21 protein-coding genes are annotated in these 22,086 nt (G+C 65.9%); 9 read left to right on the top strand and 12 right to left on the bottom strand.

Translation table 11 applies throughout. From position 1 onward, the window contains the following. Positions 1 to 17: 17 nt before the first annotated feature. The 7 genes from mtgA to mpl form a co-directional block, all read right to left on the bottom strand. The gene (gene mtgA, locus YWC_RS0118035) at positions 18 to 737 is read right to left on the bottom strand and encodes a monofunctional biosynthetic peptidoglycan transglycosylase (protein ID WP_027866640.1); all 720 of its coding nucleotides are present in this window, start codon (positions 735 to 737) and stop codon (positions 18 to 20) included. A 34-nt stretch (positions 738 to 771) separates the two neighbouring features. After that, positions 772 to 1,581: a shikimate dehydrogenase gene (gene aroE / locus YWC_RS0118030; RefSeq protein ID WP_027866639.1), complete on the bottom strand. Its 810-nt coding sequence runs from the start codon at positions 1,579 to 1,581 to the stop codon at positions 772 to 774. Further along, positions 1,578 to 2,432: a TonB family protein gene (locus YWC_RS0118025; RefSeq protein ID WP_051306547.1), complete on the bottom strand. Its 855-nt coding sequence runs from the start codon at positions 2,430 to 2,432 to the stop codon at positions 1,578 to 1,580. Before YWC_RS0118025 ends, aroE begins: the two co-directional genes overlap by 4 nt. A 139-nt stretch (positions 2,433 to 2,571) precedes the next feature. After that, positions 2,572 to 4,623 (bottom strand): ribonuclease catalytic domain-containing protein, encoded by a 2,052-nt coding sequence (locus tag YWC_RS0118020; RefSeq protein WP_027866637.1) that lies wholly within the window; start codon positions 4,621 to 4,623, stop codon positions 2,572 to 2,574. Position 4,624: 1 nt separating this feature from the next. Continuing rightward, the gene (locus YWC_RS0118015; protein WP_027866636.1) at positions 4,625 to 5,221 is read right to left on the bottom strand and encodes a chorismate--pyruvate lyase family protein; all 597 of its coding nucleotides are present in this window, start codon (positions 5,219 to 5,221) and stop codon (positions 4,625 to 4,627) included. Further along, a complete protein-coding gene (locus tag YWC_RS0118010) occupies positions 5,218 to 5,799 on the bottom strand; it encodes a YqiA/YcfP family alpha/beta fold hydrolase (RefSeq protein ID WP_027866635.1) in 582 nt (193 codons plus the stop codon). The genes YWC_RS0118015 and YWC_RS0118010 overlap by 4 nt, the downstream gene beginning before the upstream one ends. Next, positions 5,796 to 7,163, bottom strand: coding sequence for a UDP-N-acetylmuramate:L-alanyl-gamma-D-glutamyl-meso-diaminopimelate ligase (gene mpl, locus YWC_RS0118005; protein ID WP_084416481.1), 1,368 nt, complete (start codon positions 7,161 to 7,163; stop codon positions 5,796 to 5,798). The genes YWC_RS0118010 and mpl overlap by 4 nt, the downstream gene beginning before the upstream one ends. 89 nt (positions 7,164 to 7,252) lie before the next feature. Between mpl and YWC_RS0118000 the strand changes: the two genes are divergently transcribed. The 8 genes from YWC_RS0118000 to YWC_RS0117965 all read left to right on the top strand — a co-directional run bounded on the left by YWC_RS0118000 (position 7,253) and on the right by YWC_RS0117965 (position 14,556). After that, the gene (locus YWC_RS0118000; RefSeq protein WP_027866633.1) at positions 7,253 to 7,882 is read left to right on the top strand and encodes a hypothetical protein; all 630 of its coding nucleotides are present in this window, start codon (positions 7,253 to 7,255) and stop codon (positions 7,880 to 7,882) included. Further along, on the top strand, positions 7,879 to 8,433 hold the full coding sequence (locus YWC_RS0117995; RefSeq protein ID WP_027866632.1) for a TlpA family protein disulfide reductase: 555 nt from the start codon (positions 7,879 to 7,881) through the stop codon (positions 8,431 to 8,433). Before YWC_RS0118000 ends, YWC_RS0117995 begins: the two co-directional genes overlap by 4 nt. Before the next feature lie 264 nt (positions 8,434 to 8,697). Then, the gene (gene aroQ, locus YWC_RS0117990; protein WP_027866631.1) at positions 8,698 to 9,135 is read left to right on the top strand and encodes a type II 3-dehydroquinate dehydratase; all 438 of its coding nucleotides are present in this window, start codon (positions 8,698 to 8,700) and stop codon (positions 9,133 to 9,135) included. Between the two features lie 91 nt (positions 9,136 to 9,226). Further along, positions 9,227 to 9,697 (top strand): acetyl-CoA carboxylase biotin carboxyl carrier protein, encoded by a 471-nt coding sequence (gene accB / locus YWC_RS0117985; protein WP_027866630.1) that lies wholly within the window; start codon positions 9,227 to 9,229, stop codon positions 9,695 to 9,697. A 108-nt stretch (positions 9,698 to 9,805) separates the two neighbouring features. Continuing rightward, positions 9,806 to 11,221, top strand: a complete 1,416-nt coding sequence (accC, locus tag YWC_RS0117980; protein WP_027866629.1) for an acetyl-CoA carboxylase biotin carboxylase subunit — start codon at positions 9,806 to 9,808, stop codon at positions 11,219 to 11,221. Then, complete coding sequence (gene prmA / locus YWC_RS0117975) at positions 11,218 to 12,174, top strand: 50S ribosomal protein L11 methyltransferase (RefSeq protein ID WP_027866628.1); 957 nt, start codon at positions 11,218 to 11,220, stop codon at positions 12,172 to 12,174. Before accC ends, prmA begins: the two co-directional genes overlap by 4 nt. Before the next feature lie 3 nt (positions 12,175 to 12,177). Beyond that, entirely contained in the window at positions 12,178 to 13,596 is a 1,419-nt protein-coding gene (locus YWC_RS0117970) for a DUF3426 domain-containing protein (RefSeq protein WP_084416480.1), read from the top strand. An 18-nt stretch (positions 13,597 to 13,614) separates the two neighbouring features. After that, on the top strand, positions 13,615 to 14,556 hold the full coding sequence (locus YWC_RS0117965) for a carbohydrate kinase family protein (protein WP_027866626.1): 942 nt from the start codon (positions 13,615 to 13,617) through the stop codon (positions 14,554 to 14,556). A gap of 73 nt (positions 14,557 to 14,629) precedes the next feature. Here the strand turns inward: YWC_RS0117965 and YWC_RS0117960 are convergent, their stop codons facing one another. The 3 genes from YWC_RS0117960 to YWC_RS0117945 all read right to left on the bottom strand — a co-directional run bounded on the left by YWC_RS0117960 (position 14,630) and on the right by YWC_RS0117945 (position 18,972). Beyond that, positions 14,630 to 15,157 (bottom strand): YggT family protein, encoded by a 528-nt coding sequence (locus YWC_RS0117960; RefSeq protein WP_027866625.1) that lies wholly within the window; start codon positions 15,155 to 15,157, stop codon positions 14,630 to 14,632. Between the two features lie 87 nt (positions 15,158 to 15,244). After that, the gene (locus YWC_RS34120) at positions 15,245 to 16,654 is read right to left on the bottom strand and encodes a hypothetical protein (protein ID WP_084416479.1); all 1,410 of its coding nucleotides are present in this window, start codon (positions 16,652 to 16,654) and stop codon (positions 15,245 to 15,247) included. A gap of 671 nt (positions 16,655 to 17,325) precedes the next feature. Beyond that, positions 17,326 to 18,972 carry a glycosyltransferase family 4 protein gene (locus YWC_RS0117945; protein WP_027866623.1) on the bottom strand — a complete coding sequence of 549 codons (1,647 nt, stop codon included), beginning with the start codon at positions 18,970 to 18,972 and terminating at the stop codon, positions 17,326 to 17,328. 174 nt (positions 18,973 to 19,146) lie between these two features. Between YWC_RS0117945 and YWC_RS33370 the strand changes: the two genes are divergently transcribed. Beyond that, the gene (locus tag YWC_RS33370; RefSeq protein ID WP_027866622.1) at positions 19,147 to 19,548 is read left to right on the top strand and encodes a response regulator; all 402 of its coding nucleotides are present in this window, start codon (positions 19,147 to 19,149) and stop codon (positions 19,546 to 19,548) included. Here the strand turns inward: YWC_RS33370 and YWC_RS0117935 are convergent. Continuing rightward, the gene (locus YWC_RS0117935) at positions 19,545 to 20,189 is read right to left on the bottom strand and encodes a hypothetical protein (RefSeq protein WP_027866621.1); all 645 of its coding nucleotides are present in this window, start codon (positions 20,187 to 20,189) and stop codon (positions 19,545 to 19,547) included. The two genes, YWC_RS33370 and YWC_RS0117935, sit on opposite strands and share 4 nt — an antisense overlap. Positions 20,190 to 20,300: 111 nt before the next feature. Beyond that, positions 20,301 to 21,986: a PQQ-dependent sugar dehydrogenase gene (locus tag YWC_RS0117930; RefSeq protein ID WP_027866620.1), complete on the bottom strand. Its 1,686-nt coding sequence runs from the start codon at positions 21,984 to 21,986 to the stop codon at positions 20,301 to 20,303. Between the last annotated feature and the right edge of the window lie 100 nt (positions 21,987 to 22,086).

Here is a 22,086-nt window from a genome sequence, read left to right as displayed (position 1 = left end):
CCCGACGCCGGTCCGGTTCAGGGCAGTTCGGCGAAGCGCATCTGGCGCTGGATCGCGTTGGCGCGGCGCGCAAGGTAGTTGGTCACGCCGCGCTTGTCGTAGTAGCGCGGGTTGGGCAGCATCACCGCCAGGCGCGCCGCCTGGGCTGGGCCCAGGTTGGCGGCCGAGCTGCGGTAGTAATAGCGGGCGGCGGCTTCGGCGCCGAACACGCCGCGGCCAAATTCGACCACGTTCAGGTAGATCTCGAGGATGCGGCGCTTGGGCATCACGGTCTCGAGCATGAAGGCGATGATCATCTCCTGCCCCTTGCGCAGGTAGCTGCGCGAGCCGCTCAGGAACAGGTTCTTGGCCAGCTGCTGGGTGATGGTCGAGCCGCCGCCGACCACCTTGCTGCGGCGGTTGTTCTTCTCGTACGCCTTCTCCAGCGCTTCCCAGTCGACGCCGTCGTGCTCGTTGAAGCGCGCGTCTTCCGAGGCGATCACGGCGCGCTTCAGGTTGTTCGAGATGCGCTCGTAGGGCACCCACTGGTGCTTGAGCTGTGCCTTCGGGTTCTTTTCCTGCAGCGCCGCCAGCTGCTGGCGCATGAAACTGGTCGAGGATGGGTTGAATACCGCATACCAGCAGACCATGACGAAGAAGTAGAGCTGGACCAGCAGCACCAGCAGGATCGGCCCGAGGATCAGCCATTTGAGCCAGCGGCGCGAGGACTTCGCGCCTGCCTTGCGGGTTTTACCCATCGTTATTGTCGTTGTGCTCATCGTTGTGATGGTTTTATGGGCGCATTTTCCTGAAGACCTCCGCCGTGTCGGGCCGCACGCCGCGCCAGATGGCGAAGGCTTCGGCCGCCTGCTCCACCAGCATGCCCAGGCCGTCGCGGGTGGCGGCGCCGTGGCCGGCCGCGAATGCCATGAACACGGTGGGCTGGTTCCCGTACATCATGTCCAGGGCCAGCGCGCCCGGGCCGAACACGCTCGCCGCTACCGGCGGCACCTCGCCCGCCAGGCTGCCGGAGGTGGCGTTGACGACGATGTCGAAGCTGCCCGCCACCGTATCGAAGCCGGTGCCGTGCACCGGGATGCCGTAGGGAGCGAAGTCGCGCGCCAGCTGCTCGGCGGTGGCCACGGTGCGGTTGGCGATCACGATCTCGCGCGGGCCCTGCTGGATGAAAGGCAGCAGCGCACCGCGCGCGGCGCCGCCCGCGCCCAGCAGCAGGATGCGCTTGCCGCGCATCGCGACGCCCGCGTTGCGGGTGATGTCGGCCACCAGGCCCGGTCCGTCGGTATTGTCGCCGACGATCTCGCCCTCCGCGAACACCAGGGTGTTGACGGCGCCGGCGGCCCGGGCCCGCTCTTCCAGCCGGGTGCAGACCGCGACGGCTTCGATCTTGAACGGCAGCGTGACATTGGCGCCCTTGTAGCCTTCGGCCACCAGGCGCTGTACGGTCGCGGCAAAAGCCTCGAGCGGCGCGAGGCAGCGTTCATAGACCAGGGCCTGGCCGGTCTGGCGCGCGAAGATGGGGTGGATCTCGGGAGATTTGCTGTGGGCGATCGGGTTGCCGATCACGCAATACTTGTCAGTCAACCGTTCTCTCCTCGCAGTTCCGTCTGCATCTTTTCTTCGCGGGTAAAGCGGAAGCGCGTGATTACTTCCCACAGGTCGTCCTTGCCCTGCGTGCGCATGTTGGCCGGGAAGTTCCCGAAGGGCGCGGCCTGGCGCACGATCCGCAAGGCCGCCGCATCCAGGGCCGGGTTGCCGGAGCTGCGTTCGACGCGCGGGCCGCCATCCTTCGTATAGAGGGTCCCGTCCTGGAACACCGGAATGTAGACCACCAGTTCGCCGTACAGCTTCTTGCCGTTCTGCTGGGGGAAGTTGAGCGTGCCGACTTCCTCGATCCGCTTCTGCATCTCCTTGTAGTAGAGCGCGTAGCCGACCTGGCGCGTGCTGGGGGTGATCTGGGTGCGCTTGGGGCGCTTGTTCTGGTCTTCGATGCGCTCGATGACTTCGGCCGCGGCGCGCGAGATGGCGCGGCTGGTGTCCAGCGCGTCGGCACCTAGGCGGGTGGGGTCGGGCTTGTCCTGCTCGGTCTTGGGTGGCGCCTGGAAGCTCGATGAACGCACCCGGGTCAGGACGTTCTGCTGTTGCTGTTCCAGTTCGGCGATGCGGCGCTGCAGGGCCTTGATGCTTTCGCCGTTCTCGACTTTGCGCAGGTCGGGCAGCGGGGAACGGGCGCGCCCGGCGTCCGCGGTGCCGCCGCCTTCCAGGTTGGCCTGGGCCAGCGCGTCGGCCTTCACCGGAGCCTTGGCATGCTTGGCGTTGACCAGGATGACTTCGAGCCCCGGGTCGGCCGGCTGCTGGCGAAAGGCATCCGGCGCGGCAAAACGCAGCGCCAGCAGCCCCGCGTGCGCGAGCACGGAGACGCCGAGGGCGATCATCAGGGGACGGTTATCTTGCAAATACTTCACTGCGCGTGCCCGGACGGGCTGTTGGATCAGGGATGGGGCATTCTAACCTGCAACTGCAGCGTGTGGCGATGTTCGTACGATGGCCGGCCGGGCCGGCCATCGTACGATATCAGGCGGTGCCGGCGTTCGCGGGAACTTCCACGCCATCCTCGGTCGTGACAGCGGCCACGACACCCTCGGCTTCCACGACTTCGGCCAGCGCCGCCTCGCCGGTATCGCCCTCTTCCTCTTCCTCCAGCTCCAGCGACGCATCCGGCGCCACCGCCGCCACCTCGAGCAGGCGCGCCTCGAGCGACAGGTCGACTTCGTCCCAGCGCACGATATCGAGCCTGACCTGGGCGCCGCGCGCCAGCTGCGGCATGCCGGCCAGGCGCGCCACCAGCGGGATCTCGACCAGGCGCACCACGTCTTCCTTCAGCACCACGGCATCGACCTGCTTGGCGTTCTCCTGACCCAGCCAGCGCAGGCACCAGTAGCGCTCCATGTTCTGCTGGAAGTCGTTGTAGGCCGCGTAGGCCGCATCAAACGCCGAGACGATCGAGAACAGGGTCGCGTCGCGGTGCTTGAACGGCGCCACCAGCGGCGCGGTCACGCCATGCGAGGCGCAGGCCAGGATCTGCCACTGGTTCACCAGGTCGGTGTAGCGGCGCAGCGGCGAGGTGCTCCACGCGTACTGGTCGACGCCCAGGCCCTGGTGCGGGGCCGCGTGCGTGACCATGCGCACCTGGATCTTGGCGTTCCAGCCGCCCGCGCCCGGCCCCTGCGAGCGGTAGATGCCCGGCACGCCCGAGTCGTGCAGCAGCTTGCCCCAGGTGCTGTTCGCGAAGATCATCAGCTCGGCCACGATCTTGTCGAGCGGCGCGCCGCGCTTGCGGCGCACGATGCTCACCACGTCGTCGTCCACGTAGAAGTTGAAGTCGACCCGGTTGGCCTGCTCCGGCTTGAGGCCGAAGGCTTCGCGCTTCTGCATGCGGCCCGCTTCCAGGTGCAATGCCCACTGCCACAGCAGGGCCAGCTCCTTCTTGTGCTCATACTCGCCGCTGCCCGTGTTCAGCGCGTCTTCGGTCACGATGGCGTCGAGCTCGTTCAGGCGCAGGTTGCGCTTGATCGGCACGCGCTCGGCGCGGGTGGTGGTCGACACCACGCTCCAGTCGGCGGGATTGAGCACCGCGTACAGCGACAGCGCCGGGCAGTCCTTGCCCTCGGACAGGGTGAAGGCATCCACCACCTCGTCCGGCAACATGGTGATCTTGTCGCCCGGCATATAGACAGTGGACATGCGCGCGCGCGCGATCTTGTCGATCGCATCGTCCGGACGGATGCCCAGGCCCGGCGCCGCGATGTGGATACCCACCTGCACGGTGCCGTCGTCCCGCCAGACCACCGACATGGCGTCGTCGATCTCGGTGGTGGTGACGTCGTCGATCGAGAAGGCGGCGACGTCCGCCAGCGGCAGGTCGCCTGGTGCCTTCGGCACCTCGACCGCCGGGAAGCCGGCGCCGCGCGGGAAGTGCTCGAACAGGAAGCGCGACATGTGCAGTTCCTTCGGCGAAGCCAGTCCGCCCGTGCTCAGCATCAGGCGCGGCGCCGTGGTCTGCAGCTCGGAGGCGGCCGCTTCCAGCGCCTTGTACTCGATGGTGTTCTTGTCCGGCTTGAACAGCAGCTGCTGCACGATCGACTGCATCGATTGCGGCAGCTTGCCGGCCTTGAGCTCGTCGACGTAGCCGGCCTGCACGATGGCCTGCTGCTTCTTTTTTTCGATGCCGGCCAGCGCCGCCTTCAGGGTCTGCTCGGGGGCGGCCTTGTAGCGCCCGCGGCCCTTTTTATGGAAGTAGATCGGCGCGGCGTGCAGCGCCAGCACCAGGCCGGCGGCCTCACTCGGCAGCGGCGCATGGCCGAAATACTCAAGGCCGAGCTCGGCGAAGCCGAATTCTTCCTGGCCCGCGACCTCCCACAGGAAGTCCAGGTCCACCTCGGCGGCGATGCCCTTGGCGGCGGCCAGCAGCGCTTCCGGCTCGGGTTTGTCGAACTGGATCAGCACGTCCTTGGACTTGACCTTGCTGCGCTTGCCGCTGGCCAGCTCCACCTGGTAGGCCTCGCCGGCCTGCGACAATACCGTGCCGACCTTGAAATCGCCCGACTCTTCAAAAAATACGTTCATGTTATTTCGTGTTCTGTTGTGTTCCGGTCGGCTTCAGGTCCAGCACCGAGGGCAAGAATACCTCGGTGACCAGCAGCAGGCCTTGACGGCGGCGGTAGACGCAGCGCCGCGCATAATAAAGAGTCTCGTCACGAACATGTTCGTGACCCCCGCCGAGGGCCGCGCGCACGCGCTCCATCAGCGGATGGCCCGCGCGGATGCGCGCGTATTCCAGCTGGCCACGGCGCACCAGCGGGTCGTAAAACAGCGTGGTGCCGAGCGAACGCTCGCCCAGCGCCGAAAACAGCGGCCAGTCGCTGGCGGTGCAGCCCGTCGGGACCACCGTATGGCCGAACACCCGCGGTCGGCCGTCGCATTCGAGCAGCACTTCGCGCTCCCACACCCGGCCCGGACGCGGCAGGCCGATCGCCCGTGCCTCGTCCGCCAGGCAGGTAGCGGCGTTCTGATGCAGGCGGCGCACGCGAAACACCTCGCTGTGCGCCATCAGGCGCGCCGTCAGCGAGCCCTCGGTGGTCAGCCAGTCGCGCATGCCTGCCGGCGCGCGCACGGCGCCGGCATGCGGCTGCCAGGCCGCCAGTCTCAGCGAACTTCCCCTCACTGCGCCATGCCCGCGTTGGTACAGAAGGCCAGGACGTCGTCGACATACTGCGGGAATTCCGAGATCGCATGGTCGCTACCCTGGATCACATGCTGCTTCGCCCCGGCGTAGTGCGCCACCATGTCGCGGTAGTCCAGCACTTCGTCGCCGGTCGCCGCGATCAGGAAGTAACGTTCCGGCCTGGTGATCTTCTCGATACGCAACGCGGCCAGTTCGTCGATGTACTCGCGGCGGAACTCGAAGGGCTCATCCGAGTGCCAGGCCGTGGTCACGCCGACGTGGCGCTCGAGGTTCTTCAGGGGATTCACGGACGGGTTGAGCAGCACCGCCGGCACGTCCAGGCGCTCGGCCAGCCAGGTGGCATAGAAGCCGCCCAGCGAGGAGCCGATGATGGACAAGTTGCCGGGCGCATGGCGCTCGGCCAGCAGCAGGCAGAGCGCCATCGCCTCCTTCGGCGAGGCCGGCAGCTGCGGGCAGATCAGCTCGTGCACGCGCCCGGCCTCTTCCAGCGCCTTGTGTACCACGCGCGCCTTGAAGGACTTGGGCGAGGAGCGGAATCCGTGCAAATACAGAATCATGGGGCCAGCGCGTCCAGCAGTTTCTGGTGCACGCCGCCGAAGCCGCCATTGCTCATCACCAGGATGTGGTCGCCCGGCTGGGCCGCCTGCACGATCGCCTGCACCATGTAGTCGAGCTGGTCGAAGCTGTGGGCAATGCCGCCCAGCGGCTTCAAGGCATCGGCCAGCGACCAGCCCAGCGCCTGCTGGCTGCCGAAGCCGAACACCAGGTCGGCGTCCTTCAGGCTGCCCGGCAGCGCATCCTTCATGGCGCCCAGCTTCATGGTGTTCGAGCGCGGCTCGAGCACGGCCAGGATGCGCCCGCTCGTCCCGATCTTCTGGCGCAGGCCGCCGACGGTGGTGGCGATCGCGGTCGGATGGTGTGCGAAGTCGTCATACACGGTCACGCCACCCACGACCCCGCGCACTTCCATGCGCCGCTTGACGCTCTGGAAGCGCGCCAGGGAAGCGATCGCCTGCGAGGTCGGCACGCCCACGTGGCGCGCGGCGGCGATCGCGGCCAGCGCGTTCGAGCGGTTGTGGTGGCCGGTCAGCTCCCAGTGCACGGTGCCCTGGACGTCGCCGTTGAACAGGACGTCGAAGCTGCCGCCCTGGTGCTCGACCAGGCTCCAGTTCGCGCCTTCGGACAGGCCGAAGCTCTCCTTCTCGCTCCAGCAGCCGCGCTTGATCACGCGTCCCAGCGAGGCTTCGTCGCCGTTGACGACCAGGCGGCCCACGCCCGGCACGGTGCGCACCAGGTGGTGGAACTGGGTCTCGATGGCGCCGATGTCCGGGAAGATGTCGGCGTGGTCGTATTCCAGGTTGTTCAGCACCGCGGTCTTGGCGTGGTAGTGCACGAACTTGCTGCGCTTGTCGAAGAAGGCGGTGTCGTATTCGTCCGCCTCGATCACGAAGAAGTCGCTCGGCTTGTCGCCGTGCAGGCGCGCCGAGATACCGAAGTTCATCGGCACGCCGCCGATCAGGAAGCCCGGCGCATAGCCGGCGTCTTCCAGGATCCAGGCCAGCATCGAGGTGGTCGTGGTCTTGCCGTGGGTACCGGCGACGGCCAGCACCCATTTCTCGCGCAGGATGTGCTCGCCGATCCATTGCGGACCAGAGACGTAAGGCAGGCCGCGGTTCAGGATTTCCTCGATCAGCGGGTTCCCGCGCGTCATGACATTGCCGATTACATACAGGTCGGGATTCAGCGACACCTGTTCCGGACCATAGCCCTGGATCAGCTCGATGCCCTGGGCTTCCAGCTGGGTGCTCATCGGGGGATAGACGTTGGCGTCGCATCCGGTGACGCGGTGGCCGGCTTCCTTGGCCAGGACCGCCAGGCCACCCATGAAGGTGCCGCAAATACCGAGGATATGAATATGCATGGTCGAGGAAGAAATAGCTGCGCTTGTTGTCCGAAAGCGCGATTTTACCCGACCCGCTGTTATTTTCCGCTTAAGAGTATGATTCAAGCATGCCTACACCGAACAAGGACACACTCCAGTTGCGCGCCGAAATTGCTGCCCTTGCTGCGCGCATGATCGCCCAGGATGGCGCCGATTACGACACCGCGCGCCGCAAGGCGGCCCGCCAGGTGCTCGGGGTGGACCGCCCCAGCCCCAACCAGATGCCCGACAACATGCAGATCGAGGACCAGGTCCGTCAATACCAGGCCCTGTTCGGCGGTCCCGGCCAGGCCGCGCGCCTGAATGCCATGCGCGAAACCGCCCTGCAGGTCATGGACCAGCTCGCTGACTTTCGCCCCTACCTCACCGGCGCCGTCCTGAACGGCACGGCGGGAGAGCACGACGACATCCACCTGCAGCTGTTCGCCGACAGCGCCAAGGAAGTCGAGATCTACCTGCTCAACCGCAACGTCAATATAGAGATCTCCGAAACGCCCCATTTCAAGGGCGGACGGCACGATCCGGTTGAAACGGTCAGCTTTATGTGGCATAAGGAAACTATCCATGCCGAGTTGTACGACTTTCATGACTTGCGCGGGGCCTTGAAGCCGCGCACCGGTGGCCGCCTGCAGCGGGTCGACGCAGCTGGGCTGCGCGCGCTGATGGCGGATGATCAAACCCTGGAACAGGACGAATGAACAAGAAACACGTGGCCGTGTATGCGGCCGTTGCCGCCATGTTCGGCATCATGGGCGCCCTGGTGGCGATCAACAAGAAAGACCCTCCCCCGATTACCACTGCCATCGCCCCGACCGGCGGCCAGCCGCACACGGCGGTCGACAAGCTGTTCGCGCAGTCGCTGAACGACCTGCAGGGCGCGCCGCAGCCGCTGGCGAAGTGGCGCGGCAAGCCGTTGCTGGTGAACTTCTGGGCAACCTGGTGCGCGCCCTGTGTGCAGGAGATGCCGGAGCTGTCCGAGCTGGCAGGCAAGGATGGCGGCAAGACCTTCAACGTGATCGGCATCGGCATCGATTCGCCGTCGAACATGCAGGAATTCGCGGCCAAGCTGAAGATCGCCTACCCGCTGTATGTGGCGGGGATGGGCGGGACCGAATTGTCGCGGGAGTTCGGCAATACGGCCGGGGGCCTGCCGTATACAGTATTGATCGGCGCGGATGGGCAGGTGCGCAAGACTTACCTGGGCAAGCTGAAGTTCGACGAACTGCGCGCGGACCTGGCGAAACTGTAGGGTGGACGGCTTTGCCGTCCGCGCGTTCAAACCACGGTTGAAACCACGCGACCGATGATTCATGGTGTAGTTGAACGCGCGGACGTTTGTACTTCAGGCCACTGGCCTGAAGTACCCCGTCCACCCTACGAAAAGCACGTCAGCGAACGACCGTTCTTTTCCGAATTTCTTCGAACATGCCTTCATCAACTGGCAATTTTACTGCTTGCCAATAGCCGAGCTTGGCGGCACAATGCCTTCCTTTCGGGCGTTCAGACTCTAAACATGGCGAAAAAGCTACTGCTGCTTAATGGCCCCAACCTCAATTTATTGGGGACCCGGGAGCCTGCGGTGTACGGCGCGACGACGCTGGCCGACATCGAACAGGCAGCCATGGCACAGGCGGCAAGCGCGGGCGCAAGCCTCGACTGCTTCCAGAGCAACCATGAAGGAGCGCTGATCGATCGCATCCATGCCGCGCGCAGCGAAGGCGTGGAAGCGATCGTCATCAATCCGGGCGGCCTGACCCATACCAGCGTGGCCCTGCGCGATGCGCTTGCCGCGGTGGCAATCCCGTTCGTGGAGGTACACATCTCGAATGTCCATGCCCGCGAGCCCTTCCGGCACCACTCGTACTTGTCTGCAATTGCGCAAGGCGTAATCTGCGGCTTGGGTCCGGACGGATACCGGTTTGCCATCGACTTCGCGCTTAAATCGCGTTAATCTACGTCAACTTCATGTAACAGCAGCGACGCGACCACCCACCAACGCGACGCCCGCTCTCTAAAACGAATAAAACACCAAGGGGTTTCACATGGATCTCAGAAAACTCAAGACCTTGATCGACCTGGTCGCCGAATCGGACATCGCTGAACTCGAAGTGACCGAAGGCGAAAGCAAGGTCCGCATCGTCAAGTCGTCCGCAAACCCGCAAGGCCAGATGATGATGATGCCGCAGCAGGCCGTGCAGCACTACGCCGCGCCGGCCGTGCAGGCCGCACCGGCACCAGCCGCCGCTCCGGCAGCCGCCCCGGCCGCCGCCGAGCAGACCGGCCACGTGGTCAAGTCGCCGATGGTCGGCACCTTCTACCGCTCGTCGGCTCCAGGCGCCCCGGCGTTTGTCGAAGTCGGCCAGAGCATCAAGTCGGGCGATACCCTGTGCATCATCGAAGCGATGAAGCTCCTGAACGAGATCGATGCCGACGTCGCCGGCACGGTCACCAAGATTCTCGTGGAAAACGGCCAGCCGGTCGAGTTCGGCCAGCCGCTGTTCGTCATCGGTTAAGAACCCTCGGCCCGGCGGCGTCCTGCCGCCAGCCCATCCCATGTCGTGTCCGGCGCGCTTTCTGATCCAGACTGTTGCGCCGGTTTTCACTGAAACACCGAACCTACCATGTTTGAAAAAATCCTCATCGCCAACCGTGGTGAAATCGCGCTGCGTATCCAGCGCGCCTGCCGCGAACTGGGCATCAAGACGGTCGTCGTTCACTCCGAGGCGGACAAGGACGCCAAGTACGTGAAGCTGGCGGACGAATCCGTCTGCATCGGCCCGGCCCAGTCGGCGCTCAGCTACCTGAACATGCCGGCGATTATCAGCGCCGCCGAAGTGACGGACGCCGAGGCTATCCACCCGGGCTACGGCTTCCTGTCGGAGAACGCCGACTTCGCCGAGCGCGTCGAGAAATCGGGCTTCGTCTTCATCGGCCCGCGTTCGGACTCGATCCGCCTGATGGGCGACAAGGTCTCGGCCAAGCAGGCCATGATCAAGGCCGGCGTGCCCTGCGTGCCCGGTTCGGACGGCGCCCTGCCGGACGATCCGAAGGAAATCATCACGACCGCGCGCAAGATCGGCTACCCGGTCATCATCAAGGCCGCCGGCGGCGGCGGCGGCCGCGGCATGCGCGTGGTGCATACCGAAGCCGCGCTGCTGGGCGCCGTGCAGATGACCAAGACCGAAGCGGGCACCGCCTTCGGCAATCCGGAAGTCTACATGGAGAAGTTCCTGGAAAATCCGCGCCACGTGGAGATCCAGATCCTCGCCGACGAGCACAAGAACGCCGTCTGGCTGGGCGAGCGCGACTGCTCGATGCAGCGCCGCCACCAGAAGGTCATCGAAGAAGCGCCGGCGCCGGGCATCCCGCGCAAGCTGATCGAGAAGATCGGCGACCGCTGCGCCGAAGCCTGCCGCAAGATCGGCTACCGCGGCGCCGGCACCTTCGAATTCCTGTACGAGAACGGCGAGTTCTACTTCATCGAGATGAACACCCGCGTGCAGGTGGAACACCCGGTCACCGAGATGATTACCGGGATCGACATCGTGCAGGAACAGATCCGCATCGCCTGCGGCGAGAAGCTGCGCTTCCGCCAGCGCGACATCATGCTGTCGGGTCACGCGATCGAGTGCCGCATCAACGCCGAAGACCCGTTCAAGTTCACCCCGTCGCCGGGCCGCATCACCGGCTGGCACCCGCCGGGCGGTCCCGGCATCCGTGTCGATTCGCACTCGTATGCAGGATATTATGTTCCACCTCATTACGACTCGATGATCGGCAAGGTAATTTCCTACGGTGCGACACGCGAGCAGGCAATTCGCCGCATGCAAATCGCGCTCTCGGAAATGGTGGTTGAAGGTATTCTCACCAATATCCCGTTGCACCGTGAGCTGATGGTCGACGCCCGCTTCATCGAGGGCGGCACCAACATCCACTACCTGGAGCACAAGCTGGCCTCCAAGCCGGACCTGCCGAAGGAAACGGGACTCGGCGCCAAATCGGAAACCAAGGTAGCGGACGTTAAGGCTGATCTATGAGCTGGACCGAAGTCGTCATCGAAGTAGCGCGAGACCACGCGGAGGCCCTGTCGGACGCCCTGATGGAAGCGGGCGCCCTGTCGGTCTCGGTGGAAGACGCGGACGAAGGCACGGATGCGGAGAAGCCGCTGTTCGGCGAGCCGGGCATGGAACCCACCGAAACGGCGTGGGACCACAGCCGGGTGGTGGCTTTGACCGATGCGGACGCCGACCAGTTCGCGATCGTGCAGGAAGCCGCCAACGCCATCAAGCTGCCCGTCGTGCCCTCCTTCACCACCCGCGCGGTGGCGGACGCCGACTGGGTGCGCCTGACGCAGTCGCAGTTCGAGCCCATCCACATCGGCAAGAACATCTGGGTCGTGCCGAGCTGGCACGAGGCGCCGGACCCGAATGGGCTCATCCTCGAGCTGGATCCGGGCCTGGCCTTCGGCACCGGCAGCCATCCGACCACCCGCCTGTGCATGGAGTGGCTGGAAGCGCACCCTGCGCCCGGCAAATCGGTGCTGGACTACGGCTGCGGCTCGGGCATCCTGGCGATGGTCGCGAAGAAGCTCGGCGCTCTTGATGTCGCCGGCGTCGACATCGACCCGCAGGCGATCGAATCGGCACGCAGCAATGCCGAGCGCAACAAGGTCAGCATCGACTTCTACCTGCCGGACGACTTCGCCGGCGCTCCCAACGAGCGCCATGCGAAGGGCCAGTTCGACATCGTCGTGGCCAACATCCTGTCGAGCCCATTGAAGCTGATGGCGCCGATGCTGTCCGGCCGCGTGGCGCCGGGAGGCTCCCTGATCCTGTCGGGCGTGCTGGCACGCCAGGCGGAAGAAGTGGCTGCCGCCTACGCACCTTTCATCAAGCTGGGCGTCTGGGCCGAGCAGGACGGCTGGGTCGCCCTTCACGGGACGCTCGGCCAGGACACCGCACCCGCGCCGCGTTCCGCCATCACCGGCTGACGCATGGCGCTCGCCACCCAATGCCCCCACTGCGGCACGATGTTCCGCGTCGCCGCGGACCAGCTCAAGCTGCGTGGGGGCATCGTCCGTTGCGGCGCCTGCACCGAAATCTTTGACGGCAACGCCGCGCTGGTCGACCTGGCCAGCGCGGCGCCGCACCCTTCCCCACGGCGCCGGCGCGCGTCGGACGCCGACACCGCCGTAATCCCTGCGCCTGCCGCCGCTCCCCTGCCTGACGCGCCTGTCCCTCCCGCACCGGAAGCGGACGAAGACCCGATCTACACCCTCGAATTCGACCGCACCTTCTCGCCCTACGGCATCCTGCCCAAGGCAAGCAGTGGCGACGAGGTGAACGAGGCTGCGCCGCAGGAACGCCGCGATGATGCGGCGCCGGAACCGGCCGCAGCGCAGCCCCCGGCGGACGAGGTACAGCCAGAGCCCGTCGCCGAGCCGGCCCCCGAAGCAAGCGCTGAGCCTAGTCCTGAGGCTATCCCTGAGCTTATCCCTGACGCCATTCCGGAAGCCGCGCCGGAACCGGTCCGCGCACCCGAGCCGGCGTCGATGGCGCAGGCATCCGCCGACGCACCGGTGGCGCTTGCGGCGGAGCTGCAGGTCGACGAAGAACTGGTGGCCGCACCGGCCCCGGACCATGCCGATTATCCGGAACAGCCTGCGCCGGCCCTTGCCACAGCACCCGCCCCTGCCGCCGCAAAGGCGGCCGTGCCTCCGCTGCTGCTGCGCGAATCCGGCCCCGCCACGGTCACCATGCCGGCCCCGCCGAGCGCGCCCCCGGTGGCGCCAAGGACGCCGCGCACCCGGGCCGCGGAAGCACGCGCCGCGCGCAAGTCCAAGCTGACGCCGACCAGGATCGAACCGCCCAAGCTGCGCGTGCCGGAACCCGACGAGCCGGAATTCGTGCGGCGCGGCCGCCGGCGCGAACGCTCGGGCAAGGCCATGCGCATCGCGATGCTGCTTGGTAGCGTGCTGCTGCTGCTGGTCCTGGCGGCGCAGGTCGTCATGCACTTCCGTACCCCGCTGGCGGCGCGCTATCCCGGGCTGAAGCCGACGCTGGTCTCGCTGTGCGGCGTGCTGGGCTGCCGCGTCGAGCTGCCGGCCCGGATCGACCAGCTGGTGATCGACACCGGCGAACTGACCACGCTGGGCGGCAACGCCTATACCTTCAGCACGCAGCTGCGCAACCAGGGCGATTCGATCCAGGCCTGGCCCAGCATCGAACTGACCCTCTCGGACGCCGACGACAAGCCGCTGGTGCGGCGCGTGTTCGGCCCGCGCGATTACCTGCCGGCCGGCCCGCTGCTGGACCTTGGCTTCGCCGCGCACGCCGAGCAGCCCGTGAAGCTGCACTTCCGTGTCGCGGAACCGGCGCCATCCGGCTACCATATCGCCGTCTTTTATCCCTAATCCCTTGAAGGCATCTCCATGACCAAGACCGCCCTGATCTGCGGCTCGATCGCATTCGACAAGATCATGCAGTACCACGGCCGCTTCGCCGAGACCCTGCTGGCCGACCAGCTGCACCGCGTGAACGTCTCCTTCCTGGTGCCGACCATGCGCCTGGAGTACGGCGGCTGCGCGGTGAACATCGCCTACAACCTCAAGCTGCTCGGCGGCGAACCGCTGGTCATGGGCACCATCGGCCAGGACGGCGGCGACTACCTCGAGCGCATGAAAAAACAGGGCATCGAGACCCGCGCCATCCGCACCATCGGCGACGCCTACACCGCGCAGTGCTTCGTCACCGCGGACCAGGACAACAACCAGATCAACGCCTTCCACCCGGGCGCGATGCAGTACTCGCACGAGAACAACGTGGCCGACCAGGGCGCATTGCGCGTGGCGATCATCTCGCCGGACGGCCGCGACGGCATGCTCAAGCACGCCGCCGACTGCGCCGCCCAGGGCATCCCCTTCATGTTCGACCCGGGCCAGCAGCTGCCGATGTTCTCGGGCGAAGAGCTGATCCGCTTCATCGACGGAGCCAGCTACCTGGCCTGCAACGACTATGAATTCGAAGTGGTAATGGACCGCACCGGCCTGAGCCTGGCCGACATCGCCGGCCGCCTCGAGGCGCTGATCGTCACGCGCGGCGGCGAGGGTTCGGACATCCATGCCGGCGGCGAGCACTATCGCATTCCGGCCGTGAAGGCCGACGAGATCGTCGACCCGACCGGCTGCGGCGACGCCTACCGTGCCGGCCTGCTGTACGGGATCACGAATGGCCTGGACTGGCCAACCACCGGCCGCATCGCCAGCCTGCTGGGCGCGATCAAGATCGGCAGCACCGGAGGCCAGAACCACAGCTTTACGCAGGAAGAGATCGAACAGAAATTTGAAGCGGCGTTCGGATACAAGTTCCGCTGAAACGACGCGCTCAGGCTGCACAAATGAATTGGGGTCCCCGCGGGGACCCCAATTTTTTTATGCGCTCACGCCATCAGCCGTAAAACACCTGCCTCAGCACGAACTGGATAATCTGGATCAGCACCAGCGCCACCAGCACCGATAAATCGATCCCGCCGATCGGCGGCACCACGCGCCGGATCGGCCGCAGGATCGGCGTATTCAGCGCATGCACGAAAGGCGCCAGCGGCGCGTTCGGGTTCACCCAGCTGAAGATCGCGTCGATGATCAGGAGCGCCATGAAGCCGTACAGGATCCAGGTCAGGAACCGGTACAGCGCGTGCAGCAGCACCATCTGCGCATCCGCCCCCGCCACCAGCAGCAGCGAACTGGCCAGCAGCACCACCAGGAAAGCGCCGATCAGGCTCGCCCAGTCATAACCACCCATGCCGGGCACCAGGCGCCGCAGCGGCAGCACCAGCCAGTCGGTCAGGGTGAAGGTGAATTGCCCGATCTGCTGCGGCGGACGCACGCGCGTGGCCTGCATCCAGAAGCGCAGCAGGAGCAGCCCTCCCAGCAAGGCGGCAGCGGTATCGACGATAAACTGGAGAATAGACAGCACGTAGGCTCCTCAAAAAAAAACCGCCGTGTGAACGATCACACAGCGGTATTTTGCCTGATCCAGGCAAGACTCGCTATCGAGCCGGAATTACGGGCGGCTGCTGGTCGGGAACGGCCATGCGGCTGCCGGCGACAGCGTGGTTTTCGCTGCTGCAGCAGGTGCGGCTGCCTTGCTGTCCGATTTCGAATCGGTTTTTGCTTCCGGCTTTGCTTCGGCTTTCGATTCCGATTTGCTATCGGTTTTCGAATCCGATTTGCTGTCGGCCTTGCTATCGGCTTTCACTTCCGGTTTTGCTTCGGCCTTGGCTTCCGGTTTCGCTTCGGCTTTCATTTCCGGCTTGGCTTCGGCTTTTGCGGCAGGCTTTGCAGCCGGCTTGGCGGCTGCCGATTTGGTGGCAGCCGATTTGGTAGCAGCGGATTTAGCTGGAGCGGCCGCTTTTGCCGGAGTAGTGACTTTTTTTTCGGCCGATTTTGCCGGAGCAGCGGCTTTAGCCGGTGCAGCGGCTTTCTTTGCAGCCGATTTAGCCGGTGCAGCGGATTTAGCCGGTGCAGCAGCTTTAGCCGGAGCGGCAGCTTTCTTTGCAGCAGCAGGCTTAGCGGCGGCTTTGGTTGCGGTCGCTTTCTTTGCTGCCGGCTTTGCGGCCGATTTGGTCGCGGTCGATTTGGTAGCGGCGGTTTTGGTCGCGGCTGCCTTCTTTGCTACTGGCTTGACAGCTGCTTTCTTGGCGGCCGGTTTTGCGGCTGCTTTTTTAGCGGCTGGCTTGGCAGCAGGTTTAGCGGCGGCTTTCTTTGCTGCCGGCTTGGCTGCCGATTTGGTAGCGGCGGCCTTGGCTGCCGGTTTGGCAGCAGCTTTCTTGGCTGCAGGCTTAGCGGCGGCTTTCTTTGCTGCCGGCTTGGCTGCCGACTTGGTCGCAGCGGCCTTGGCTGCCGGTTTAGCAGCGGCTTTCTTTGCAGCAGGCTTGGCTGCCGGCTTGGCAGCGGCTTTCTTCGCTGCTGGCTTGGCTGCGGCTTTCTTGGCTGCCGGCTTTGCTGCCGACTTGGTTGCGGCCTTTGCTGCCGGCTTGGCGGCGGCGCTCGACTTCGACACTGCCGAAGCTCGCTTTGCTGCTGGCTTGGCTGCTGGCTTTGCAGCAGCTTTCTTCGCTGCTGGCTTGGCAGCGGCTTTCTTTGCTGCCGGCTTGGTCGCTGCCTTGGTGGCGGTGGTCTTGCTTGCTGCGGTCTTGCTTGCTGCAGCTTTCTTTGCAGCAGGCTTAGCTGCCGGCTTGGCCGCCGCCTTGGTAGCGGTGGTCTTGCTTGCGGCGGTCTTGCTTGCTGCAGCTTTCTTTGCAGCAGGCTTAGCTGCGGTTTTCGCTGCCGGCTTGGCGGCGGTCTTAGCTGCCGGCTTGGCAGCTGCTTTGGCCGGAGCGGCCTTGGCTGCCGGTTTAGCGGCGGCGGCGGCTTTCTTTGCTGCCGGTTTCTCGGTTGCAGCCTTTGCTGCTGGTTTCTTAGCGGTTGCCATTTGATTCTCCTTCATCTGCGATGAGAAATACGCTCAAGGTTTAAAACCCGCCCACCCTCAGCGTGGCGGGCGAATTATTCATCGGACCAAACCGCCAGGCGATTTGGGCCAATGAATCCGGCACCGGCTGAACTGCTGCAACTCCTCACAATTGCAGCGCTTCAGCCAACGTCGCTAGGTAACCGATTCAATGCGTTCTCACATCGCTACCCTTGCGGGCGCGAAAAGAAAAAGCCGCCTTGCCTGAACTCGGTCAGGCAGTGCGGCTTGTTCTTTTCGCTTCGCTTAAGTGCATACTGATTGAATCAGTGTCCTATTATTCGATCGATTACTGCCCGGATGGACGCGACAATATCACATGTTCACGTTTTGACAAATTCAAACACGTAAAGTACACGAAAACTTTGTGAGCGCGCAACCCGAACACCTCAAAGTGAATCACGATTTTCGTACTTAAACATGCGATTGCGCATTCATCACCGAAATCGCATTTCAACTGATCGCCAAACCAGGATGCGCTTTCAATTGGAGCCGCGCCCGCGCAGCGCGGTGAGGTGCGAACGACGGTCAGTACCAGCTGCACATGCTTGGACATCGCGATACGCGAAACAGTGCCTTTGATTTTGCGGGCGCGCTGACTGCGTAAGCGGAAAGGAGCAGGCGCCAGCCGTTTATTCGACGACCCTGAGCAGGTCCATCTTGCACAGCCACGCCAGCCCGCGCAACAACGTCGGCCGGTCGCACGGTCCCAGCGTGTCGATCAGTTCTTCCACTTCCACCGGCCGCGGGCCGATGGCGCCGAACAGGCGGCCGAAATCCTCGAGCGTCGGCAGCGAGCTTGAAGCGAAGCGGTTGATCGCCAGGTCCCGATACCCGTTCACCAGCGCCAGCGAGGCATCCGGCGCCAGCTCCACCAGCGAAGCGGCCGTGAGCGGACGCGTCGCGTAGCTCGCGAACAGCCGGAACGGATCGGGACGGTCCGGGGCGCGCGAAGGGAGCGGCGGCGCCAGCACCGGGTCGGCGCGCCGCCGTTCGGCGAGTTCGTCCCACAAGGCGCGGTAGCGTCCGAAAATGACGGTCCAGTCGAATGTCGTCTGCGCCCTTTGCCGCGCCTGTTCTCCGAGCCTGCGGCGCAGTTCCGCGTCGCGCACCAGGCGTCCATAGGCCTGCGCCAGCAGCGCGCCGTCCACCGCCACCGCCTGGCTGGCGTGGCCGCAGTACATGTCGAAACTGTCCACCCCGTCGTCGTAGCGCAGCGCCAGGTCGAGTCCCGCGCCCGCGCCCGGCATCACGGTCGGGATGCGGTAGCCGTCGATGCCGTCGCGCACCGTGTCGCGGTAGCCGTTCCAGTCCGAGACCACGCAGGGCAACCCGGCCGCCATCGCCTCCACCGGGGTCAGGCCGAAGGTCTCCTGCACATTGTCGGCCAGCGAGGTGAACACGTCGGCGGCGGCCCAGGCGTCGAGCTGGTTGGCGGGCACGCGGCCATCGAGTTCGACCAGGCGCACGGATGGACACAGGAGCGCCGCGGCCTCGCGGAAGGCCTGCTCGATGGCTTCCCCGGCGAACCAGCCGGCCAGGATCAGGTGCACGCGCCGCCCGTCCTTCTCGGCGCGCTCGAGCGCGGTGAACATCTGCTGCGGATGGGACTTGGCATGCACCGACAGCCGGCCGAGATAAAGGAAGGCCACGTCCTCGTCCCCGATGCCGAGCCGGGCGCGCGCCTGCACGCGGCGGCCGGCGTCGGGGCGCAGCTCCGCAGCATGGACGCCGAGCGGAATCAGGGGCAGTTGCGGCAGCTCGAAGCGCTGCGCGGCCAAGCGGGTGCGCAGGTAGTCGGCCTGCTGCTCGACCAGCACCCGCACGCTGTCGCGCACCGCGCGCGAGGTGCAGACGATCGCGTCCCAGCTGCGCACCGGCGCCACCAGCAGACTGCTCACCATGCTCATCATCTCGTGCGAGGCGGTGGCGTGGGTGATGCCGCACAGGCTGTAGCGGTGCTCGCCCGCCGCCAGCCTGCGCCAGGCCAGGCGCTCGATACCGGGTCCCGGGTGGTACAGGCAGCCGAAGCGGTCGAGCTCCTGCGGGCTTGATCGCGGTATCCACGCCACCTCGCCGCCGAAACCCTCGCCGCGCAGGGTGGCTGCGAATGCGTCCGCATGGCCGCGGTCGGCGGCGAGGCAGCCGACTTCGCGCAAGCCGGCGTCGCGGGCAATCGCCCCCAGCAGGCCGACGCCGGCCGACTGCCGTCCCATCAGCTTCTGGCCGGCCACGGAAAAGGATTCGGGGATGTAATGCAGTGCGAAGCTGTCGGGCATGCGGTCTCCTGCGGCCAATACGCCCGCGAAGCTGCGGAACCAGATGGCCGGTCTGCCCATCATAGTGGCGACGCCGGTCGGACGGCGCAAGGGTGGCGGCGGCGCGCCTCGGCATTCACCCATCTCATCAATTGTGCGCGGCTGCTTTGTTGGCACCGCTACAATTGTCCGCTTATGTCCGACAATATCCTGCTCATCGAGGACCGTCCCCTGGACGCGGAGCTGACTGTCCACGCGCTGCGGCGCTCAGGCATTCACAATCCGGTCGTCCATGTCCATGACGGCGATGAAGCCCTGGTGCTGCTGCGCCGCGTGGAAGCGGCCGGCACCGCCGGACAGTTCGCACTGATCCTGCTGGACGTGCGGCTGCCGAAGATCGACGGCTTCGGCGTGCTCAAGCACATCCGCTCCTCCCCCTGCCTGCAGGCCATTCCGGCCGTCGTGGTGACCTCGCTGCCGGTGGAATCGGACCGCGTGCGCGCCTCGCTGCTGGGCGCCTCGAACTACCTCGCCAAGGCGATGGACCTCGACGAGTTCGCCATCCTGCTGAAGATCTCGCTCAGGCCATTCATCTAGCCGACGCAGGCCTCGGCATATTCCGCGTCGCTCACCAGGCCCGCAAGACGCAGGGCCTCGGGCTTCAAGCTGCCGGGGAAGTCCACCTTGGCGTCAAGATTGCCCAACTCGTCCAGGGGCGAACAGGCGACCAGGCCGCCAATGACGCGGTAGCCGGCGCCGCGCGGCATGCCCAGCTGGGCGTCCAGCCCGAACAGCCGCGGGAGGTGGCTGCCCGCCGCCGGCTGCGAGGCGCGGCGCCGCGCCTGCACCAGGCAGACGGCCAGCGCCCTGTCCAACTCCCCTTCCCGCATGTGCTCCACACGCGGGACGGCGCGGCCGACATGGCGGATGCAAAAAGCGTCGAGGCCTGCGGCATCCAGGCGCGTCCACGCATGCCAGACCGAATCCGCCGCGCGCGAAGGCAGCGCACAGGTCCCGGCCGCTGCGGCCGCGCAATCGAAGAACATCATCAGGCCTTCGGCCGACTGGGCATAGAAGGAAGCGTCGCGCGGGATGCCGGGAAAGGCCTCGTGCGCGCTCCTGGCCCAGTAAGGGAACAGTGCGGCGGGCACGTCGGCCAGCACGGAAGCGTAGATGGACTGGGCGAATTCCCATTCCACCGTGTGCGCCGGCGCGCGCGGGGTTTCCCTGACATTCATCGCTCTCTCCCTTGTCGATCCTCCTCACCTTAGTGCAGGGACACCGGGCGGATGATGAGCGAGCTCAACAATGAAAAAACCCGTCTCGCGACGGGTTTCAGGAGAGAGGCTTCAGCGCTGCGGGGCGATCCGCCAGACGGTGCCGCCGGCGTCGTCGACCACCAGCAGGGCGCCATCCTGCGCCACCTCGACGGCGGCGGGGCGGCCCCAGACGTCGCGGTCGCTCAGCACCATGCCGCTCATGAAGTCCTGGTACTGGCCGGTCGGCACGCCGTCATTCATGAAGACGCGCACCACCTTGTAGCCGGTGCGCACGCCGCGGTTCCAGGAACCGTGCAGGGCCACGAACACGTCACCCTCGTACTCCTTCGGGAAGGCGTTCTTCGCGCCCTTCGGCGCCTGGTACACCACCATGCCGAGCGGCGCCGAGTGCGACTGGATCAGCACGTCCGGCACGATGCTCTTGCCCTTCAGGTCCGGGCGCTGGCCCTTCAGGCGCGGGTCTTCGTTGTCGCCGATGTAGTACCACGGCCAGCCGTAGAAGCCGCCCTGCTTCACGCGCGTCAGGTAGTCCGGCGGCAGGTTGTCGCCCAGCGCATCGCGCTCGTTCACGGTGCACATCACGTCGCCCGTGCCCGGGTAGACCAGCATGCCGACGCAGTTGCGCAGACCGGTGGCATAGGTGCGGCGGTTCTTGCCATCCACGTCGAAGGCCATGACGGTGGCGCGGTCGGTCTCCACGCCCCAGCTGGCGCCGACGCCGTGCCTGGCTTCCCACTGCGCGATCGGTTCGGGCGGCTGCGGGCCGATCTCGGTGGCCACGTTGGTGGCCGAGCCGATCGACAGCAGCATGGTCTTGCCGTCCTTCGAGAACGCCAGGGTACGGGTGGTGTGGCCGCCGCTGGTGTCGGACAGCTCGGGCACGATGACTTCCGCCGCGCCGCGCGCCTTCAGGTCGCCGTTGCGGTAAGGGATACGCACCACCGAATTGACATTGGCGACGTACAGGTACTGCGGGTTTGCGCCCGACGGCCAGAAGGCGATGCCGTAGGGGCGACTCAAGCCAGTGGCGAAGACGTCTACCTTGTCGGCGGCCTGGCCGTTCTTCGCGCGCGCCACCTTGATCTCGCCCTTGGCGGTGGCCGCCAGGAAGACGTCGCCGTTCGGCGCGCGCAACGCCACTCGCGGCTTGTCGGCATCAACGGCGAACACGCTGACCGCGAAGCCCTGCGGCACGACCGGCATGCTGCCGTTCGGACGCGCCTCGACGCGCGGGCCGTTGCCGGCGCTGCTCGTGGCAAACGGCGGCGGCATGTCGGTGACCTTGATGTGGTGGATGCGGCCGGGCTGGTTGTCGTCCCAGGAACCCTGGCGCTCGGCCGCCGTGGCCGGCTTCGCAGCTGCCGCTGCCGTGACGGCGCCCTGCAGGCTGGCGAGGTAGGCGACCAGCGCGGCGCGGGCCTGCTTGTCCGGCACGCCGACCGGCATGGTGGTGCCCGGCACGTTCTTCGCCGGGTCAGCCAGGAAAACGTCCAGCTCTTCGCGGGTCCAGGTCTTGCCGGCGGCGCCGGCTTTCACCAGGGCCGCTGAGTAGTTGAAGCCGGGGACGCCGGCCGCCTTGCGCCCGACGACGCCGAACAGGCCCGGACCGGCGCGCGAGGACAGGTTCGCGTCCACGCTGTGGCAGCTGGCGCAGTTGTTCTGGAAGGTAGTCTGGCCGGCCGTCGTCGACGGTGCGGCGTGGGCAGCGGATGCGGCTGCCAGGCTGGCGAGCAGCGCCAGGGTCTTGGCTTGCAAAGGCGTTCTCCTGTTGTGAGCAATGCGGAACTGGACGGTTCGACATCATAGGGCAACTCGGCCACGTGCGCTGAGCAAAGTGCGTCAGGGCTATAATCGC

The sequence above is a fragment of the Massilia alkalitolerans DSM 17462 genome (assembly GCF_000427785.1).
GTDB lineage: Bacteria > Pseudomonadota > Gammaproteobacteria > Burkholderiales > Burkholderiaceae_D > Telluria > Telluria alkalitolerans.
This window is presented reverse-complemented; position numbering and strand designations above follow the sequence as displayed.

Excerpts from the sequence above, each read along its gene's own strand:
- mtgA (WP_027866640.1), bottom strand. The coding sequence starts at position 737 with ATGGGTAAAACCCGCAAGGCAGGCGCGAAGTCCTCGCGCCGCTGGCTC.
- YWC_RS0118025 (WP_051306547.1), bottom strand. The coding sequence starts at position 2,432 with ATGATCGCCCTCGGCGTCTCCGTGCTCGCGCACGCGGGGCTGCTGGCG.
- YWC_RS0118020 (WP_027866637.1), bottom strand. The coding sequence starts at position 4,623 with ATGAACGTATTTTTTGAAGAGTCGGGCGATTTCAAGGTCGGCACGGTA.
- YWC_RS0118010 (WP_027866635.1), bottom strand. The coding sequence starts at position 5,799 with ATGATTCTGTATTTGCACGGATTCCGCTCCTCGCCCAAGTCCTTCAAG.
- mpl (WP_084416481.1), bottom strand. The coding sequence starts at position 7,163 with ATGCATATTCATATCCTCGGTATTTGCGGCACCTTCATGGGTGGCCTG.
- YWC_RS0118000 (WP_027866633.1), top strand. The coding sequence starts at position 7,253 with ATGCCTACACCGAACAAGGACACACTCCAGTTGCGCGCCGAAATTGCT.
- YWC_RS0117995 (WP_027866632.1), top strand. The coding sequence starts at position 7,879 with ATGAACAAGAAACACGTGGCCGTGTATGCGGCCGTTGCCGCCATGTTC.
- aroQ (WP_027866631.1), top strand. The coding sequence starts at position 8,698 with ATGGCGAAAAAGCTACTGCTGCTTAATGGCCCCAACCTCAATTTATTG.
- accB (WP_027866630.1), top strand. The coding sequence starts at position 9,227 with ATGGATCTCAGAAAACTCAAGACCTTGATCGACCTGGTCGCCGAATCG.
- accC (WP_027866629.1), top strand. The coding sequence starts at position 9,806 with ATGTTTGAAAAAATCCTCATCGCCAACCGTGGTGAAATCGCGCTGCGT.
- prmA (WP_027866628.1), top strand. The coding sequence starts at position 11,218 with ATGAGCTGGACCGAAGTCGTCATCGAAGTAGCGCGAGACCACGCGGAG.
- YWC_RS0117970 (WP_084416480.1), top strand. The coding sequence starts at position 12,178 with ATGGCGCTCGCCACCCAATGCCCCCACTGCGGCACGATGTTCCGCGTC.
- YWC_RS0117965 (WP_027866626.1), top strand. The coding sequence starts at position 13,615 with ATGACCAAGACCGCCCTGATCTGCGGCTCGATCGCATTCGACAAGATC.
- YWC_RS34120 (WP_084416479.1), bottom strand. The coding sequence starts at position 16,654 with ATGGCAACCGCTAAGAAACCAGCAGCAAAGGCTGCAACCGAGAAACCG.
- YWC_RS0117945 (WP_027866623.1), bottom strand. The coding sequence starts at position 18,972 with ATGCCCGACAGCTTCGCACTGCATTACATCCCCGAATCCTTTTCCGTG.
- YWC_RS33370 (WP_027866622.1), top strand. The coding sequence starts at position 19,147 with ATGTCCGACAATATCCTGCTCATCGAGGACCGTCCCCTGGACGCGGAG.
- YWC_RS0117935 (WP_027866621.1), bottom strand. The coding sequence starts at position 20,189 with ATGAATGTCAGGGAAACCCCGCGCGCGCCGGCGCACACGGTGGAATGG.